This window comes from Photorhabdus hindustanensis, from assembly GCF_002968995.1.
Lineage (GTDB): Bacteria > Pseudomonadota > Gammaproteobacteria > Enterobacterales > Enterobacteriaceae > Photorhabdus > Photorhabdus akhurstii.
Map to the genome: position 1 here is coordinate 1 of NZ_PUWT01000027.1, position 21,424 is coordinate 21,424.

The window sequence follows — 21,424 nt, forward strand, 5'->3', positions numbered from 1 at the left end:
TTCTGCCTCCACATAAGCCACCAACCGCTTGTCCTGACCGTCACCTAGTACCAATACAACCGCTTCACTCACCGCCGGATGTTCCATTAGCCGAGCCTCGATTTCCCCCGGCTCAATGCGGAAACCACGGATTTTCACCTGTTGGTCATTGCGGCCCAGGAACTCCAAATTGCCATCCGGTAGGTAACGGGCCAAATCCCCGGTTCGATACATGCGAGCATCTAGTTCACCACTAAATGGATCAGGCAGAAAACGTTCCGCGGTCAGTTCAGGACGATTGAGATAGCCACAAGCCACTCCATCTCCACCGATATAAATCTCACCGGTTACTCCCTGTGGCACAGGCTGTCCATAAACATCCAGCAGATAAACTCGCGTATTGGCTATCGGTCGACCAATAGGTATCCGAGTCACTCCCAATGGCAATGTCGTGATACGATAGGTGGTGGTAAAGGTGGTACCCTCACTCGGTCCATAACCATTCAATAACTGTTGAGGCGGGCTATCACGCAGAACCTGCGCTATCACATGGGGATCAAGGACATCACCGCCAACAATCAGAATCTTGATTTGTGGCAACACCGGAGACAACGCTGTCACCAACCGGTTAAACAGCCCGACACTCAACCACAGCACCGTAATACGATAACTCTGTAGTGTTTGGACGAATTCTTTAGGCGTCAGTAAGGTGGCGTGATCAATCACCACTAATGAGCCGCCATTTAACAACGGCGCCCAGACTTCAAAGGTACTGGCATCAAAAACCGGATTCGCTTCAAATGCCACCCGATCATCCGGCCCGATTTCCGCGTACCCATTATTAATCACCAGCCGAACCACGGCACGATGTGGCACCATCACCCCTTTAGGCGTGCCAGTCGAGCCGGAGGTATACATGATATAAGCCAGCTCGGTACTGGAACGAGGTAAGTCTGGATTGTGGTAATCCTCCGCCCTGATGGTGTCCATCTCATCGACAAGGCAATACAATGGAACCGCCAGATCAACCGGAATATCGGTGAGCAACAATTGGGCTGAACAATCGTTTATCAACCAGTTTTTCCGTTCGTTCGGTACATGGGGATCGATAGGCACATAAACAGCTCCGGCCTTAAGAATAGCCAACTGAGCCACAACCAGCTCAATGGAGCGTTCTAACAGCACAGCAACCCGATCATCAGACCGTATCCCCTGCTCGATTAACCGGCCAGCTAGCCGGTTGGCACGAGCATTTAATTCGGCATAACTGAAAATGCGTTCTTTATACACCAACGACACCACATCAGGGGTTTTCTCTGCCTGCTGCTCAAACAGCCGGTGAATGCATAACTGGTCAGGATACGGCGCCTGGGTTGCATTCCAGGTTTCCAGTAACAGCTTGCGTTCCGCCTCGGTCAGGATATTAATTTTCCCGACCGGCTGTTGTGGGTTAGCTGCCATCTCTCTCAGTACGGTATGGAGATATCCCACCTGTCGCTCAATGGTGAGTTGATCAAACAGGGCAGTGGCATAATTCAGATAACCGACAATTCTGCCATCCATCTCGGATAAACTCAGTTCAAGATCAAATTTGGCCCCATCAAAAGTTTGTCCAACGGGTGAAACAGTCAGTCCGGGTAATATCCAATCCTTATTTTCATTGCTCTGCCAAGCAAACATCACTTGGAACAATGGGGTATGCGCCAGTTGACGCGGTGGTTGTACGATTTCCACCACCTGTTCAAACGGCAGATCTTGATGCTCCTGTGCCGCCAGCGCGGTTTGCCGCACACGCACCAACAATTCTGTTACATTGGGTGCACCGGATAAATCCATCCGCAACGCCAGCGTATTCACAAAGAAACCGATCAACGATTCCACTTCTTGTCGACTTCGGCCTGCACTTGGTGTACCGATAACCAAATCTTCCTGACCGGACAAACGCGATAGAACTGTCGCCCAGGCAGCCAACAGGGTCATAAATAGCGTGACGCCCTGCTGTTCACTCAGGTGTTTGAGGGATTGGGTTAACTCCGTATCCAGACTGACGGGCAATAAAGCCCCGGCAAACGACTGCTGAGGTGGCCGTGGCCGGTCAGTAGGTAAATCCAACAGTACCGGCGCATCAGCCAGCCTTGTGCGCCAATAGTCAGATTGAGTCTGTATGCGTTCAGCCGATAGCCACTGATGCTGCCAAGCGGCGTAATCAGGATATTGAATCGTTAACGGTGGCAACGGATCTGATTGCCCTGCCAGGAAAGCGGTGTAAAGGGTACTCAATTCACGCATCAACACGCTGACAGACCAGCCATCGAAAACAATATGATGTAGAGTCAGCAAGAAAACGTGGTCATCGTCGGCCAGTTGTACCAGACTGGCGCGAATTAATGGGCCGCAAGCAAGATCAAACGGCGCCTCGGCTTCCTGAGTAGACAGAAACGCAAGCTGCGCATCTCTATCAGGTGTATCCCGCAGCTCATATTTTTTCATCAGTAAGCCTGATTCCGCCGGCAACAACTCCACCTGTGGCTGACCATCAACAGCAACGAAGATAGAACGTAACGCTTCGTGGCGGGCAAACAGCGTATTAAGCGCTTGCTGCCAAGCAGCGATGCCCAGCCGACCACGTAAACGCAATGCCACCGGAATATGGTAAGTTTCACTCACTCCTTCAAACTGGGCCAGGAACCACAGACGCTGTTGTGCAAATGACAACGGCAATTTACCCTCACGGGATAGCGGGATAATAGCTGGTAATTTGCTGCTCTGTTCATCAAATCGAGTATTCATCGCTTCAGCAAAATCGGCTAAGGTCGGGAATTTAAACAACGTGGACAGCGGTAATTCAATCCCCAACGCCGCTATCCGGTTCATCATCCGCACTGCCAACAGCGAATGGCCGCCTAAAGCGAAAAAGTTGTCATACCGGCTAATCCGCTCAACACCCAGTAATTCACGCCAGATAGCGGCCAATGTGGTTTCCATCTCTCCTAACGGCTCGGCGTAAATCTGCCGGGCAAAAGCCTCTTCCCTCGGTATCGGTAATGCCCGACGATCCAGCTTACCGTTCGGGGTCAGTGGGAAGGCATTCAGGCGTACAAAAGCCACCGGCACCATATAATCCGGTAAAATTGCGCTCAAGTGTGTATGCAGACGATTAACTAACTCCTCATCCGCTTCTGCCACCACATAAGCTACCAACCGTCTGCCCTGCTCATCACCTAGCACCAACACAACAGCCTCTTGCACAGTTGGGTATTCCATCAGGCGGGCTTCGATTTCCCCCGGTTCAATACGGAAACCACGGATTTTGACCTGTTGGTCATTGCGGCCCAGGAATTCCAGATTGCCGTCTGGCAGATAACGGGCCAAATCCCCAGTCCGATACATCCGCGCATTCGGCATCTCACTAAACGGGTCAGCTAAGAAGCGTTCAGCCGTCAGTTCAGGACGATTAAGGTAGCCACGCGCCACCCCCGCACCACCCACATACAATTCACCCACGGCCCCCAATGGCACTGGCTGGCCGTAGGTATCCAACAAATAAATCTGGGTGTTCGCCGTCGGATAGCCGATAGGCACTAACGTATCCGTGTAGTCTGGCGGACAACGCCAGGTCGTCGCACACACCGTGATTTCTGTCGGGCCATAGGCATTAAACACCGTCGCCCGACGACTCAGTGCCTGAAGCAGCATTGCGCTAGGTGCCTCACCACCGAGTATCAACGTAGGTCTTATCGATATTTCCGGTAAATCGATCCTTTCCCGGAGCAGTGCCGGGGGCAGACAGGCATGAGTCATCGACTGTTGCTCCAGATAATGCCAGAGACGAAGCGGGTCCTGACGGACGATATCGACAGCAATAATCAGACTAGCACCACTCCCCAACGCCATCATGATTTCCCAAACACTGGCATCAAAACTCAACGAGGCAAACTGCAACATCCGGCTATCCGAGCGAATGTCAAACTGGGCGATTTTATCCTGAACAAGATTAATTAGCCCACGATGCTCAATCATCACGCCTTTTGGTGTACCAGTTGAACCCGAAGTGTAAATCACATACGCCAGATGCTGCGCAGTCAGTGCGGTCACTTGCGGGTTACTGTCCGGCTGATCAGGCAAAATATTCGGGTCCAGCACAGTGAGTCCTGCCAGTGCCTCCTCACCCAGTGCGATACATCCGACATTATCCGCCAGCAAAATAGCCGGAGCTGCATCAGTCAAAATATGTGCCAAACGTTCCCCTGGATAAGCCGGGTCCAGTGGAACATAGGCCCCTCCCGCTTTCAACACCGCCAGCAAGCCCACGACCATCGTCAGTGAACGTGTAACACAAATCGCTACTCGCTGGTCTGGTGCAATACCCAACGCAATCAGTTGATAGGCCAGTCGGTTAGCGCGGGTATTCAGTTCCGCATAGCTGTACTTCTGTTCTTCATACACCAGCGCCGTAGCATCTGGATTTTTCTCCACCTGTTGCTCAAATAATTGATGGATACATAACTGCTCAGAGTAGGCAGTTTCAGTCGCATTCCAAGTTCTTAGCAACAACCGGCGTTCCACTTCTGGCAGAATATTCAATATCCGTATTGGTGTTTCCGGCGCCTGTTCAAGTGCTTCCACCAAACTCTCCAACGCCTGTTGCATATAGCCGCATATCCGTTCCGGCTCAAACGGTTGTACTACTTGAGCCGTCAGCCCCAGAGCATCACTAAAATCTTCCACCGACAAGACAAACGGATAGTTGGTACGCTCCTGCGCGCCAAGAAATTCAATACCGTTCAGGGTTTCATCTGGAGCTGCTGGCAACGCATTATGCCGGTAGTTAAGCAATGCATTGAACAACGGTGTACCACTAGCAACCCCACTGCAACGTTGAGCTAACGTCAATGAAGCATGTTCATGCTCCAGCAATCCGGCTAACCGGGTATGGGCTAATCGTACACCGTCCTGCACCGAAGTATCATCCATATCCAGCCGTAACGGCAAAGTATTGATAAACAGCCCCATGCCGCTGTCAGCCCCTTGTCCTGCTTGCATCCGCCCAAACAATACGGTACCGAATACCACTTTCTCCTGTCCGCTGATATGCGACAACACCTGTGCCCAAGCCAAATGGCACAAAGTCGCCAAACTGACGCCCAAACGCCGGGCTTGGCTACGCAAGCGGTTATTCAATATGGCGGGCAACATCCGGTGCAACTCTGTCACCTGCGAACCATCTCGATGTACCTCTGTCAATCCAAATGGCAACGTCGGTTGATCCACCTCAGACAACATGTCAGTAAAGAAACGGGTATGCTCGGCTTGGCTCACGCCCAACCGAACCTGAGCCACCAGATTGCGGAAAGGGATCGGCGCAAGCAATCTGTCTTCTTGCCCAGTAAGGTACGCCTGAACTTCGCGGTGCATTACTTCCATTGCGGTATGATCGCCAATCAGATGATGCTGCAATTGCAGTGCAATCCAGCGGCCATCAGTTTCCTGTGCCACCATAAAGCGCAGCAAGGGAGCCTGACTTAAGTCGAGACGATGCTGACGCGGGCCAAAACGTTGAAGCAGTTGTTCATAAATCGGTCCATCAACGGTATCCAACGTCAATTCAGTTACTGATAGCGGCACCTGACGCCAAACCACCTGAACCGGTGCGGATAAGCCTTGCCAGATAAAAGCAGTACGCAAGATGTCATGGCGATTAATCACCTGTTGCACTGCCGCCAAATAATTGTCCAACAGAGCTCGGTCAGCGAAGGCCATCCGACTGACCAATAGATATGGGTCGCCTTTATTCGCCAACAAATGATGGAACAGAATACCGTCCTGCAACGGTGATAAACCATAGATATCCTGAATATTGGCAACCCCACCCGGTACTTGTGCAATGATATGGTCAATCTCAGATTGAGTCAGATCAGCCAACGGCAACATATCAGGTGTGATTGCAGTAGTTGCCGGAGTGATGACATTCGTCGGCACCACCACCGCTTGTGACCGTCCCACTGTTTGAGCAAATGAGGACAACACCGGGAATTGGAAAAGGTCACGCACCGCTAGTGTTAACCCCGCGTTACGCAGACGTTCAATCATCCGCACCGCCAGCAATGAATGACCGCCCAGGGCAAAGAAACTATCATGCCGACTGATCTGTTTAATGCCTAACAACTCGCTCCAAATCGCGGCTAGCAGCGTTTCTGTCTCCCCTTGCGGCGCGGCATAAACCTGACGGGCAAAGGCATCTTCCCCCGGTGCCGGTAATGCCCGGCGATCCAGTTTACCGTTCAGTGTCAACGGGAAGGTATCCAAACGCACAAAAGCGGCCGGCACCATATAATCCGGTAAAATCGCACTTAAGTGAGTACGCAGACGATTAATTAACTCCTCATCTGCTTCTGCCGCCACATAAGCCACCAACCGTTTATCCTGACCATCATCTAGCGCCAGCACAACAGCTTCTCTCACCGCCGGGTATTCCATCAGTCGGGCTTCGATTTCCCCCGGCTCAATGCGGAAACCACGGATTTTCACCTGCTGGTCATTACGGCCCAGGAACTCCAGATTGCCGTCCGGCAGATAGCGGGCCAAATCCCCAGTGCGGTACATCCGGGCATCTGGAATATGACTAAACGGGTCTGCTAAGAAACGTTCCGCCGTCAGCTCAGAACGATTGAGATAACCCCGTGCCACACCAGCCCCGCCAATATATAACTCACCTACAGCGCCTAACGGTACTGGCTGACCATACTTATCCAACAAATAGAGGGTTAAGTCCGGAATACGCGTGCCAATAGGACTCGTTGTCTGTTCTGCATCATGGCGGCCCAGCGCCCGGTAAGTGACGTGAACCGTGGTCTCGGTGATACCGTACATATTCACCAACTGAGGCAACGTCTCCTCTCGCAAGGCATACCACGGCTTCAAAATACTCGGATCAAGGGCTTCCCCGCCAAAGATGATATAACGCAAGCAGTCCGGTAATGGATTGGCGACATAACTGGTAATAAAGGCTTTGAAGGCACTTGGGGTCTGATTCAACACCGTGATGCCGTGTTGACACACGAATTGATGCAGCTCCTGGGGTGAACGGGCAATCGCGTGCGGAACCAGCACCAGTTTAGCGCCGTAGCGTAATGCCCCCCATAATTCCCATACCGAGAAGTCAAACGCTATGGAATGGAACAGGCACCAAATATCCTGCCGGTTAAAGCGATACCAGGATTCAGTCGCGTCAAACAAACGCAGGATATGACGATGTTCCACCATCACCCCTTTCGGCGTGCCGGTCGAGCCCGAGGTGTAAATCACATACGCCAGATGCTGTGCCGTCAATGCTGGCACCTGCGGGTTACTGTCCGGCTGATCTGGCAGATTATTCGGGTCAAGTACTGTCAGCCCTGCCAGCGTATTCTCACCCAGCGCATCACGCCCGACGTTATCCGCCAACAAAATAGCGGGGGCCGCATTGGTCAGGATATGTGCCAGACGCTCACCGGTATAGACCGGATCCAGCGGCACATAAGCCCCCCCGGCTTTCAGCACCGCTAATACCCCCACCACCATTGCCGGTGAACGTGACACGCAAACCGCCACCTGTTGATCCGGTGTGACTCCCAACGCTATCAGTTGATGCGCCAAACGGTTGGCACGGACATTGAGCTCGGCATAGCTGAGGATCTGTTCTTCATACACCACAGCCGTCTCATTAGGCGCGTTCTCCACCTGTTGTTCAAATAATTGATGAATACATAACTGATTAGAATATGTTGTTTCAATTACATTCCAAGTTTCCAGCAATAGTCTGCGCTCTGTCACTGTCAGAATATCGATTTTTCCGACCGGTTGTTGAAGGTTAGTCACCATCCCTCGCAGTACGGTATGGAGATATTGCATATGCCGCTCAATGGTCGGTTGGTCAAACAGTGCGGTAGCATAATTCAGATAACCGACGATATTGCCCTCTACCTCAGACAAATTCAGCTCAAGATCGAACTTAACCACATCAAAAGCTTGCCCGACAGGTGAAACCACCAGTCCCGGCAACCGCCATTCCGTGTTCTCATTGTTCTGCCAGGCAAACATCACTTGGAACAATGGGGTATGCGCCAGTCGGCGTGGTGGTTGCACGATTTCCACCACCTGTTCAAACGGCAGATCTTGATGTTCCTGGGCCGCCAACGCGGTTTGTCTTACCCGCGCCAGTAATTCCGCCACATTGGGTTCACCGGATAAATCCATCCGCAACGCCAGCGTATTCACAAAAAAGCCGATCAAGGATTCCACTTCTTGCCGACTGCGACCGGCACTCGGCGTACCGATAACCAGATCTTCCTGACCTGACAAACGCGATAGAACCGTTGCCCAAGCCGCCAGCAGAGTCATAAATAACGTGACGCCCTGTTGCTCACTCAAGCGTTTAAGGGATTGGGTTAACTCTGCATCCAGACTGACAGGCAAGATATTTCCGGCAAATGACTGCTGAGATGGACGTGGCCGGTCAGTAGGCAAATCCAACAGAACCGGCGCATCAACCAGATTGGTACGCCAATAGTCAGATTGGGACTGTATCTGTTCTGCCGACAGCCATTGGCACTGCCAGGCGGCGTAATCAGGATACTGAATCGTCAACGGTGGCAACGGATCCGGCTGTTGGTTCAAGTAAGCCGAATAAAGCGTCTCCAGCTCTGATTTCAATACCCCTAAAGACCAACCATCGGAAACAATATGGTGCTGAGTCAGTAAGAAAACGTGATCATCATCAGCCAGTTGTACCAGACTGGAACGAATTAATGGGCCACAGGCAAGATCAAACTGTGCCCCGGCTTCCTGAGCAGAGAGAGAGGCAAGTTGGGCATCTACATCCGGTACGTCACGTAGATCATATTTCTTCATCGGCAGCCCTAATGCCGCCGGCAACAATTCCACCTGCGGCTGGCCGTCAACAGCAACAAAAACAGAACGCAACGCTTCATGACGGGCAAACAACATATTAAGCGCCTGCTGCCAAGCCACAATATCCAACTGACCATATAGACGCAGGGCCAGCGGAATATGATAGGTCTCACTCACCCCCTCAAACTGCGCCAGGAACCACAGGCGCTGTTGCGCAAATGACAACGGCAATTGGCCCTCACGAGACAGCGGAATGATAGCGGGCAATACTTCGCCTAACTCATCAAACCGGGCACGCATCGCCTCAGCAAAGGCCATCAAAGATGGGAATGTAAACAGCGTGGACAGCGGTAATTCAATCCCCAACGCCGCTAGCCGGTTCATCATCCGCACCGCCAACAGCGAATGGCCGCCTAGTGCGAAAAAGTTGTCATACCGGCTAATCCGCTCAACACCCAGTAACTCACGCCAGATAGCGGCCAATGTGGTTTCCATCTCCCCTGATGGAGCAGCGTAAATCTGCCGGGCAATAGCCTCTTCCCCCGGCGCCGGTAGCGCCCGACGGTCCAGTTTACCGTTCGAGGTCAGCGGGAAGGCATCCAGACGGACAAACGCGGCCGGAACCATATAATCCGGTAACACCGCACTTAAATGAGTACGCAGACGATTGACCAACTCTTCATCCGCTTCGGCCGCCACATAAGCCACCAGCCGTTTATCCTGCCCGTCGTCCAGCACCAGTACAGCAACTTCATTCACCGCCGGGTGTTCCATTAATCGGGCTTCGATTTCCCCCAGCTCAATGCGGAAACCACGGATTTTCACCTGTTGGTCATTACGACCCAGAAATTCCAGATTGCCATCCGGCAGATAGCGAGCCAAATCCCCGGTCCGGTACATCCGGGCACCCGGTTCATCACTGAACGGATCCGGCAGGAAACGTTCAGCGGTCAATTCAGAGCGATTAAGATAGCCACTGGCAACCCCATCTCCGCCGATATAAATTTCCCCCTCCGCCCCCAACGGTACTAACTGACCATTAGCATCTAACAGATAAACTCGCGTATTGGCTATTGGTCGGCCAATGGGAATTCTCGCCACTCCCGACGGTAACGCGGTAATACGGTAGGTGGTAGTAAAGGTGGTGCCCTCACTCGGTCCATAGCCATTTAATAACTGTTGCGGTGGGCTATCACGCAGAACTTGCGCCATCACATGCGGATCCAGCACATCGCCGCCGACAATCAAGATTTTGAGCTGTGGGAGAGCCAGAGACAACTCTGCCGCCAGTCGGTTAAATAGCCCGACACTCAACCACAGTACGGTAATGCGATAAGTCTGTAATGCCTGGGCAAACTCTTTGGGCGTTAGCACAGTAGCGTGATCAATCACCACCAGCGTACCGCCATTGAGCAATGGTGCCCAAACCTCAAAGGTGCTGGCATCAAAAGCCGGGTTAGCTTCAAACGCCACCCGATCATCCGGCCCGATTTCGGCGTACCCATTATTGATCACCAGCCGAACCACCGCCCGATGCGGCACCATTACCCCTTTAGGTGTACCGGTCGAGCCGGAGGTATACATAATATAAGCCAGCTCAGTACTGGAGCGGGGCAAGTCAGGATTGCGGTAATCTTCCGCCCTAACAGCGCCGATCTCATCAACCAAGTTAACCGGGATATCAGTAAGCAATAACTTGGCTGAACAGTCGGTTATCAGCCAGTGCTTCCGCTCGTCCGGTACCCGGGGATCGATCGGCACATAAACGGCCCCGGCCTTGAGGATAGCCAACTGAGCCACCACCAGTTCAATAGAACGCTCTAACTGCACAGCGACCCGGTTATCCGGCAGGATCCCCTGCCCAATTAACCAGTGAGCCAGTTGGTTGGCACGGGCATTTAATTCGGCATAGTTGAGAATGTGTTCTCCATACACCAACGCTATCGCATCAGGGGTATTTTCTGCCTGTTGTTCAAATAACCGGTGAATACAACACTGGTCAGGATATGGCGCCTCAGTCGCATTCCAGGTCTCCAGTAACAACCTCTTTTCTGCTGCCGGCAAAATATTCAGTAACCGTATTGGAGCTTCCGTCTGCTGTTCAAGCGCTTGTATCAGACTTTCCAATGCCTGTTGCATATAACCACATATCCGCTCTGGATCAATCGGTTGAACGATTTGTGCCGTCAATCCCAGTGCATCACCAAAATCCTCCACTGAGAGCACCAACGGATAGTTCGTTCGCTCTTGCCCGCCCAGAAATTCAATACCGCTGATGATTTCATCCGTGGCTATCGGCGACGTACTATGCCGGTAGTTCAATAAGGCGCTAAAGAGCGGAATTTCATTTTGTACCCCACTGCAACGTTGAGCCAACGCCAGTGACGCATGTTCATGCTCCAGCAATCCGGCCAACCGGGTATGGGCTAACCGCACACTCTCCTGTACCGAGGTATCATCTATATCCAGCCGCAACGGCAGAGTGTTGACAAACAATCCCATGCCGCTGTCAGCCCCTTCCCCGGCCTGCATCCGCCCAAACAGTACGGTGCCAAACACCACTTTCGCCTGTCCACTGGTACGCGACAACACCTGTGCCCAGGCCAGATGACACAACGCAGCCAAACTGACACCCAGACGCCGGGCCTGGTTACGCAAGCGGTCATTCAACTCAGGCGTCAACATTCGGTGCGACTCCGCCATTTGTGAACCATCCCGATGGACTTCCGTCAACCCGAATGGCAGCGTTGGTTCATCCACTTCAGCCAACATGTCAGTAAAGAAACGGGTATGCTCGGCCTGACTCACCCCCAATCGGGCTTGCGCCACCAAATTGCGGAAAGGGACTGGCGCGGGCAGACTATCTTCCTGTCCGGCAAGATAAGCCTGAACTTCACGGTTCATCACTTCCAGCGTCGTATGGTCGCCAATCAAATGATGCAACAATTGTAATACGCTCCAGCGGCCATCCTCCTCCTGAGCCACTACAAAATGCAGCAAAGGTGCTCGTTGCAGATCAATACGATATCGACGCGGATCAAAACGTTGAGCTAACTGGTCACGGACTAGCCCATCAATCGGGTTCAATGTCAGTTCGGTGACTAACAATGAAGCCTGACGCCAGACCACCTGAACCGGCGTGGACAATCCTTGCCAGATAAAAACTGTACGCAGAATGTCATGACGGTTAATCACCTGTTGCACTGCCACCAAATAGCCATCCAACAGGGCTCGGTCAGTAAAGACCATCTGACCAGCCAGCAAATACGGGTCGCCTTTATTCGCCAGCAAATGGTGGAACAGAATGCCATCCTGCAACGGTGACAGGGCATAGATATCCTGAATATTAGCCACTCCACCCGGCACTTGTTCCACGATATGGTCAATCTCAAGTTGGGTCAGCTCAATCAACGGCAACATCGCTGGTATAAGTTCCGTAGTCTCCGGGGTAATGACATTCGCCGGTACCACCACTGCCTGTGATTGCCCTACTGTTTGGGCAAATTCAGATAACACTGGAGATTGGAATAAATCCCGCACCGCCAGGGTTAACCCTACATTACGCAGACGTTCAACCATCCGTACCGCCAGCAACGAATGACCGCCCAGAGCAAAGAAACTGTCATGCCGACTGACCTGTTCAATGCCCAACAACTCGCACCAGATAGCGGCTAGCAGCGTTTCTGTCTCCCCTTGCGGCGCGGCATAAACCTGACGGGCAAAGGCATCTCCCCCCGGTGCCGGTAGCGCCCGGCGATCCAGTTTACCGTTCGGTGTCAACGGGAAGGTATCCAAACGCACAAAAGCGGCCGGTACCATATAATCCGGTAAAATCCCACTCAGATGAGTACGTAGATGATTAACCAACGCCTCATCTGCTTCTGCCACCACATAAGCCACCAACCGTTTATCCTGACCGTCGCCCAAAGCCAGCACCAGCGCTTCACTCACCGCTGGGTGTTCCAGCAATCGAGCTTCGATTTCCCCCGGCTCAATACGGAAACCACGGATTTTCACCTGCTGGTCATTACGGCCTAGGAATTCCAGATTGCCATCCGGCAGGTAGCGGGCCAAATCCCCGGTCCGGTACATCCGGGCATCGGATTCACCACTAAACGGATCGGCCAGAAAACGTTCCGCCGTCAAGTCAGGCCGGTTGAGATAACCTCGCGCTACCCCGACACCGCCAATATAGAGCTCACCGACTGAGCCTAACGGTACCAGCTGACCGTCAGTATTCAGCAAATAAACCCGCATATTAGCTGTCGGACGCCCAATAGCAATGACACCCTCAGTGTAGTCTAACGGACAACGCCAGGTAGCTGCACACACCGTGATTTCCGTTGGACCATACGCATTAAACACCGTTGCTCGACGACTCAGTGCTTGAAGCAGCGTTGCGCTGGGCGCTTCACCACCGAGTATCAACGTCAGTCTTATTGTCATCTCCGGCACATCGGTCCCCTCCCGAAGTAGGGCCGGGGTCAGGCAAGCATGGGTTATCGCCTGTTCTTCCAGATAATGCCAGAGATAGCGGGGGTCCTGACGAACCGTATCGGCAGGGATAGACAAAATAGCCCCGCTACACAACGCCATCATGGTTTCCCAAACACCAGCATCAAAACCAAATGAGGCAAACTGCAACATTCGGCTACCCGGATGAATATCAAACTGAACAATTTTTTCTTGAATCAGGTTAACCAGCCCATGATGTTCGACCATCACCCCTTTGGGTATACCGGTCGAACCGGAGGTATAAATCACATACGCCAGATGTTGTGGAGTCAATACCGATATCTGCGGGTTGCTATCTGGCTGGTCAGGCAATGAATTTGGGTCCAGTACAGTCAGACCTACCAGTACCTTTTCGCCTAACGCGGTACGTCCAGCATCATCCGCCAGCACAATAACCGGCGCAGCATCGGTTAAAATATGAACCAGACGTTCCCCCGGATAGGACGGGTCTAGCGGCACATAAGCGCCCCCGGCTTTCAGTACTGCCAGCAGCCCCACTATCCGCGCTGGCGAACTCGCGACACAGATTGCCACCCGATGATCCGGTACCGTTCCTAACGTAATCAGTTGATGCGCCAGCCGATTAGCACGGGCATTTAATTCGGCATAACTGAGGACTTGCCCTGTATACATCAGTGCCGTGGCATCCGGGGTTCTCTCTGCCTGTTGCTCAAACAGCCGATGAATACAACAGTGAGCAGAATACGGCATTTCAGTTGCATTCCAGGTTTCCAATAACAGCTTGCGCTCCGCCACGGTCAGGATATTAATTTCCCCGACCGACTGTTGAGGATTAGCTGCCATCTCTCGCAGTACGGTATGGAGATAGCCCACCTGCCGCTCAATGGTAGCTTGATCAAATAGCGCGGTGGCATAATTCAGATAACCGACAATCTGGCCTTCCACCTCAAACAAATTCAGCTCAAGATCAAACTTAACCACATCAAAAGCTTGCTCAACCGGTGAAACCGCCACTCCCGGCAGTCGCCATTCCGTGTTCTCATTGTTCTGCCAGGCAAACATCACCTGGAACAACGGGGTGTGCGCCAGTTGGCGCGACGGTTGCACGATTTCCACCACCTGTTCAAATGGCAGGTCCTGATGTTCCTGGGCCGCCAGCGCAGTTTGTCGTACACGTGCCAGCAATTCCACCACATTTGGCGCGCCGGATAAATCCATCCGCAACGCCAGCGTATTCACAAAGAAGCCAATCAGGGATTCCACTTCCTGACGCCCGCGACCAGCACTTGGCGTACCGATAACCAGATCTTCCTGACCTGACAGGCGTGACAGCACTGTTGCCCAGGCAGCTAACACAGTCATAAATAACGTGACGCCCTGTTGCTCACTCAGGCGTTTAAGAGATTGGGTTAACTCCGCATCCAAACTGACGGGCAATAAGGCCCCAGCAAATGACTGCTGAGGCGGACGTGGCCGGTCAGTAGGTAAATCCAGCAGAACCGGTGCATCAATCAGTCTCGCACGCCAATAATCAGATTGAGATTGTATGCGTTCAGCCGACAACCATTGATGCTGCCAGGCAGAGTAATCAGGATACTGAATCGTCAACGGTGGCAATGGATCTGACTGCCCCGCCAGAAACGCGGTATAAAGAGTGCTCAATTCACGCATTAACACACTGACAGACCAACCATCGAAAACAATATGATGCAGGGTCAGCAAGAAAATGTGATTATCATCAGCCAGTTGTACCAGACTGGCACGAATTAATGGGCCACAGGCAAGATCAAACGGCGTTTCAACTTCCTGAGCAGAGAGAGACGCAAGTTGCGCATCCGCATCAGGCGTGTCACGCAGATCATATTTTTTCATCGGCAAGCCTGATGCCGCTGGCAACAACTCCACCTGCGGTTGACCATCGACAGCAACGAAGACAGAGCGCAACGCTTCATGGCGGGCAAACAGTGTATCAAGCGCCTGTTGCCAGGCGGAGATATCCAGCCGACCATGTAGACGTAAAGCCAGCGGAATATGATAAGCTTCACTCACTCCGTCAAACTGGGTCAAGATCCACAGACGCTGTTGCGCAAATGACAACGGCAATTGGCTCTCACGAGATAACGGAACGATAGCGGGTAATATCCTGTCCGATTCACCAAACTGGGCGCTTATCGCTTCAGCAAAAGTGGTCAAAACAGGGAATGTAAACAACGTGGACAATGGCAATTCAATCCCCAATGCCGCTATCCGGTTCATCATTCGTACTGCCAACAACGAATGGCCGCCTAAAGCGAAAAAGTTGTCATATCGACTAATCCGCTCGACACCCAGTAATTCACGCCAGATAGTCGCCAATGTGGTTTCTATCTCCCCTGACGGTGCAGCGTAAATCTGCCGGGCAAAATCTTCTTCCCCTGGAGCTGGTAATGCCCGCCGATCTAGTTTTCCATTTGGCGTCAGCGGGAAGTTATCCAGACGTACAAAAGCGGCCGGCACCATATAATCCGGTAAAATCGAACTTAAGTGAGTACGCAGACAATTGACCAATCCCTCATCCACTTCTGCCACCACATAAGCTACCAGCCGTTTATCCTGACCGTCATCCATCACCAGCACAACCGCTTTATGCACTGCTGGGTGTTCCAGCAATCGGGCTTCGATTTCCCCCAGTTCAATGCGGAAACCGCGGATCTTAACCTGCTGGTCGTTACGACCCAGAAATTCCAGATTGCCGTCCGGCAGGTAACGGGCCAAATCCCCGGTGCGGTACATCCGAGCATCTGGAATATGACTAAACGGGTCTGCCAGGAAACGTTCAGCCATCAATTCAGAACGATTAAGATAGCCACAAGCAACTCCATCTCCACCGATATAAATCTCACCGGTTGCTCCCTGCGGCACCGGCTGACCATAAGCATCCAACAGATAAACCCGTGTATTAGCTATCGGTCGACCAATGGGGACTCTCGCCACTTCTGGCGATAATGCCGTGATTCGGTAGGTGGTGGTAAAGGTAGTGCCCTCACTTGGTCCATAACCATTCAATAACTGTTGCGGTGGATTATCACGCAGAACTTGCCTAATCACATGTGGATCCAGCACATCGCCGCCGACAATGAGGATTTTGAGCTGCGGGAGAGCCGGGGACAACTCTGCCGCCAGACGGTTAAATAGCCCGACACTTAGCCACAGCACGGTAATGCGATAAGTCTGTAATGCCTGAACAAATTCTTTAGGCATTAGCAACGTGGCGTGATCAATCACCACCAGTGCGCCACCATTGAGCAACGGCGACCAAACTTCAAAGGTACTGGCATCGAAAGCCGGGTTAGCTTCAAACGCTACCCGATCATCCGGCCCGATTTCGGCGTACCCATTATTAATCACCAGCCGAACCACTGCCCGATGCGGTACCATCACTCCTTTAGGCGTGCCCGTTGAGCCGGAGGTATACATGATATAGGCCAGTTCAGTACTGGAACGTGGCAAGTCAGGATTGCGGTTATCTTCCTGCCTGATAGCATCCATCTCATCGGCCAGACAAAACCGGGGGATCGCCAAATCAATCGGGATATCGGTAAGCAATAACTTAGCTGAACAGTCGCTTATCAGCCAATGCTTCCGCTCATCCGGTACCTGGGGATCAATCGGCACATAAACGGCCCCGGCTTTGAGGATAGCCAATTGAGCCACTACCAGCTCAACAGAACGCTCTAACAGCACAGCAACCCTGTTATCCGGCTGAACCCCTTGCCCAGTTAACCAATGGGATAGTTGGTTGGCACGAGAATTTAATTCGGCATAGTTAAGAATGTGCTTTCCATACACCAATGCTATCGCATCAGGAGTGTTTTCTGCCTGTTGTTCAAACAGCCGGTGAATACAACTCTGGTCAGGATATGGTGCCTGAGTCGCGTTCCAGGTTGCCAATAACAGTTTCTTCTCTGCTTCTGGCAAGATATTCAGTGCCCGTACCGGTGTCTCCGGCCGTTGCTCAAGCGCCTCTGCCAGACTTTCCAACGCCTGTTGCATATAACCGCACACGCGTTTCGGATCAATCGATTGAACAATTTGCGCCGTCAGCCCCAGTGCGTGACCAAAATCCTCCACCGACAAGACAAACGGATAGTTAGTTCGCTCTTGTCCGCTAAGGAATTCAATACCGCCGATGGTTGCATCCGTGGTAACCGGATGCGCACTATGCCGGTAGTTTAGTAATGCGCTAAAGAGGGGCGTTTCCCCCGGCACCTCACTGCAACGTTGGGCCAGCGCCAGTGAGGCATGTTCATGCTCCAGCAATTCAGCTAACCGAGTATGGGCTATTCGTACACTGTCCTGCACCGGGGTATCATCCATATCCAGTCGCAACGGCAAGGTATTGGTAAACAGCCCCATTCCATTGTCAGCCCCTTGCCCTGCCTGCATCCGTCCAAACAGCACGGTGCCGAATACCACTTTTACCTGTCCGCTGGTACGCGACAAAACCTGCGCCCAGGCCAGATGGCATAAAGTTGCTAAACTGACACCCAGACGCCGGGCCTGACTACGTAGACGATCATTCAGTTCAGGCGTTAACATCTGGTGCGATTCCATCACCTGTGAACCATCCCGATGGACTTCCGTCAACCCGAACGGCAGCGTCGGTTCATCCACTTCAGACAACATGTCAGTAAAGAAGCGGGTATGTTCGGCCTGACTCACCCCCAACCGGACTTGAGCCACCAGATTGCGGAAAGGGACCGGCGCAGGCAAGTTCTCTTCCTGTCCGGCAAGATAAGCCTGAATCTCGCCATGCATCACTTCCATTGTGGTATGGTCGCCAATCAGATGATGCTGCAATTGCAGTACGCTCCAACGGCCATCGTCCTCCTGCGCCACTGCAAAGTGCAACAGTGGTGCTCTTTGCAGATCAATACGATAGCGACGCGGATCAAAATGTTGAGCTAACTGGTCACAGGCCGATCCATCAACCGGGTCTAGTGTCAGTTCAGTGACTAACAATTGAGCCTGACGCCAAACTACCTGAACCGGCGCGGATAATCCTTGCCAGAGAAAAGCGGTACGCAAAATATCGTGGCGATTAACCACTTGTTGTACTGCCGCCAAATAGTTGTCCAATAAGGCGCGGTTAGCAAAAACTATCTGACCAGCCAGCAGATACGGATCGCCTTTATTCGCCAACAAATGGTGGAACAGAATACCGTCCTGCAACGGTGATAAACCATAGATATCCTGAATATTGGCAACCCCACCCGGTACTTGTACAACGATATAGTCAATTTCAGGTTGAGTCAGATCAGCCAACGGCAACATATCAGGTGTGAGTGCCGTGGTCGCTGGGGTAATGACATTCGTCGGCACCACCACCGCCGGTGATTGCCCTACTGTTTGGGCAAATGCCGATAACACCGGGGATTGGAATAAATCACGCACTGCTAGCGTTAACCCCGCATTACGCAAACGTTCAATCATCCGAACCGCCAACAGCGAATGTCCTCCCAATGCAAAGAAGCTGTCATGCCGACTCACCTGTTCAATACCCAACAACTCGCTCCAAATATCGGCTAGCAGAGTTTCTGTTTCCCCTCGTGGTGCCGCATAAACTTGACGGGCAAAGGCATCTTCTCCCGGTGCTGGTAGCGCCCGGCGATCTAGTTTGCCGTTCAGTGTTAACGGGAAGGCATCCATACAAACAAAAGCGGCTGGCACCATATAATCCGGTAAAATCGCACTTAAGTGAGTACGCAGACGATTAATTAACTCCTCATCCGCTTCGGCCACCACATAAGCCACCAGCCGTTTGTCCTGACCGTCGCCGAGCGCCAGCACGACCGCTTCACTCACCGCCGGGTGTTCTATCAGCCGAGCTTCGATTTCCCCCGGCTCAATGCGGAAACCACGGATTTTCACCTGCTGGTCATTTCGGCCCAGGAACTCCAGATTACCGTCCGGCAGATAGCGAGCTAAATCCCCGGTGCGGTACATCCGGGCATCTGGAATATGACTAAACGGGTCTGCCAGAAAACGTTCCGCTGTCAGCTCAGAACGATTGAGATAACCCCGTGCCACTCCAGCCCCGCCAATATAGAGCTCTCCTACCGCGCCTAACGGTACTGGCTGACCATACTTATCCAGCAGATAGAGGGTTAAGTCCGGAATACGCGTGCCAATAGGACTCGTTGTCTGTTCTGCATCATGGCGAGTCAGAGCCCGGTAAGTGACGTGAACCGTGGTCTCGGTGATACCGTACATATTCACCAACTGAGGCAACGTCTCCTCACGCAGGGCATACCACGGCTTCAAAATACTCGGATCGAGGGCTTCCCCGCCAAAGATGATATAGCGCAAACAGTCCGGTAACGGATTGGCGATATAGCTGGCAATAAAGGCTTTGAAAGCACTGGGGGTCTGATTCAACACCGTGATGCCATGCCGACACACGAATTGATGCAGCTCCTGGGGTGAACGGGCAATCGCGTGCGGAACCAACACCAGTTTAGCGCCGTAGCGTAAGGCCCCCCATAATTCCCATACCGAGAAGTCAAACGCAATGGAATGGAACAGGCACCAAACATCTTGTCGATTAAAATGGTACCAGGATTCAGTCGCATCAAACAAACGCTGAATATTACGATGTTCCACCATCACCCCTTTCGGCGTGCCAGTCGAGCCCGAGGTGTAAATGACATACGCCAGATGTTGTGCCGTCAATGCCGGCACCTGCGGGTTACTGTCCGATTGATCAAACGGGCTATTCGGGTCAAGTACCGTCAGCCCTGCCAGCGCGTCCTCTCCCAGCGCATCACACCCGACTTTATCCGCCAGCAAAATAGCAGGGGCAGCATCAGTCAGGATATGTGCCAGGCGCTCACCGGTATAGACCGGATCCAGCGGCACATAGGCGCCACCGGCTTTCAGCACCGCTAATACCCCCACCACCATTGCCGGTGAACGTGACACACAAACCGCCACCCGTTGGTCCGGCGTAACGCCCAACGCTATCAGTTGATGCGCCAGACGGTTGGCGCGGGCATTGAGCTCAGCATAGCTGAGACTCTGTTCTTCATATACCAGTGCTGTGGCATCCGGGCTTTTCTCTGCCCATTGTTCAAACAGTCGATGAATACAATCGTGATCTGGATACGACGTTTCGGTTGCATTCCAGGTTTCCAGCAACAGCTTTTTCTCCGCTGTCGGTAAGATATTCAATGTTCGTACCGGTGTTTCCGGACGCTGTTCAAGAGCCTCCGCCAGACTTTCCAGCGCCTGTTGCATATAACCACATATCCGCTCCGGATCAATCGGTTGAACAATTTGCGCCGTCAATCCCAAAGCGTAACCAACATCCTCTACGGACAAGACAAACGGATAGTTAGTGCGTTCTTGTCCGCCCAAGAATTCAATACCGCTGATGATTGTATCCGTAGTAACCGACTGCGCACTATGTCGGTAGTTCAGCAAAGCACTAAAGAGGGGCGCTTCCCCCGGTATTCCACTGCAACGTTGAGCCAGCGCCAGTGAGGCATGCTCATGCTCCAGCAATCCAGCTAACCGGGCATGCGCTGCCCGTACACTGTCCTGCACCGAGGTATCATCCATATCCAGTCGCAACGGTAAGGTATTGATAAACAGCCCCATGCCGCTGTCACCTCCGTGTCCTGCCTGCATTCGCCCAAACAGCACGGTGCCGAACACCACTTTCTCCTGCCCACTGGTACGTGACAACACCTGTGCCCAAGCCAGATGGCACAAAGTCGCCAAACTGACCCCCAGACGTCGGGCCTGACTGCGCAGACGATCATTTAACATAGCGGGTAACATCCGGTGCGATTCCGTCACCTGCGAACCATCCCGATGTACCTCCGTGAACCCAAATGGTAGTGTTGGTTCATCCACCTCAACCAACATGTCAGTAAAGAAACGGGTATGTTCGGCCTGACTCATTCCCAGACGAACTTGAGCCACCAAATTGCGGAAAGGGACCGGCACAGGCAAGTTCTCTTCCCGTCCGGCAAGATAAGCCTGAACCTCGCCATGCATCACTTCCATTGCAGTATGATCACCAATCAGGTGATGCAGC

General features: G+C 52.6%; 1 protein-coding gene (cut by a window edge). It reads right to left on the minus strand.

The window, feature by feature from the left end:
* On the minus strand, positions 1-21,424 hold part of the coding region annotated (locus C6H66_RS25630) for a non-ribosomal peptide synthase/polyketide synthase (RefSeq protein ID WP_146111043.1) (this coding region is incomplete at its 3' end). The annotated region continues 23,198 nt past the right edge of the window; 21,424 of 44,622 annotated nt are visible.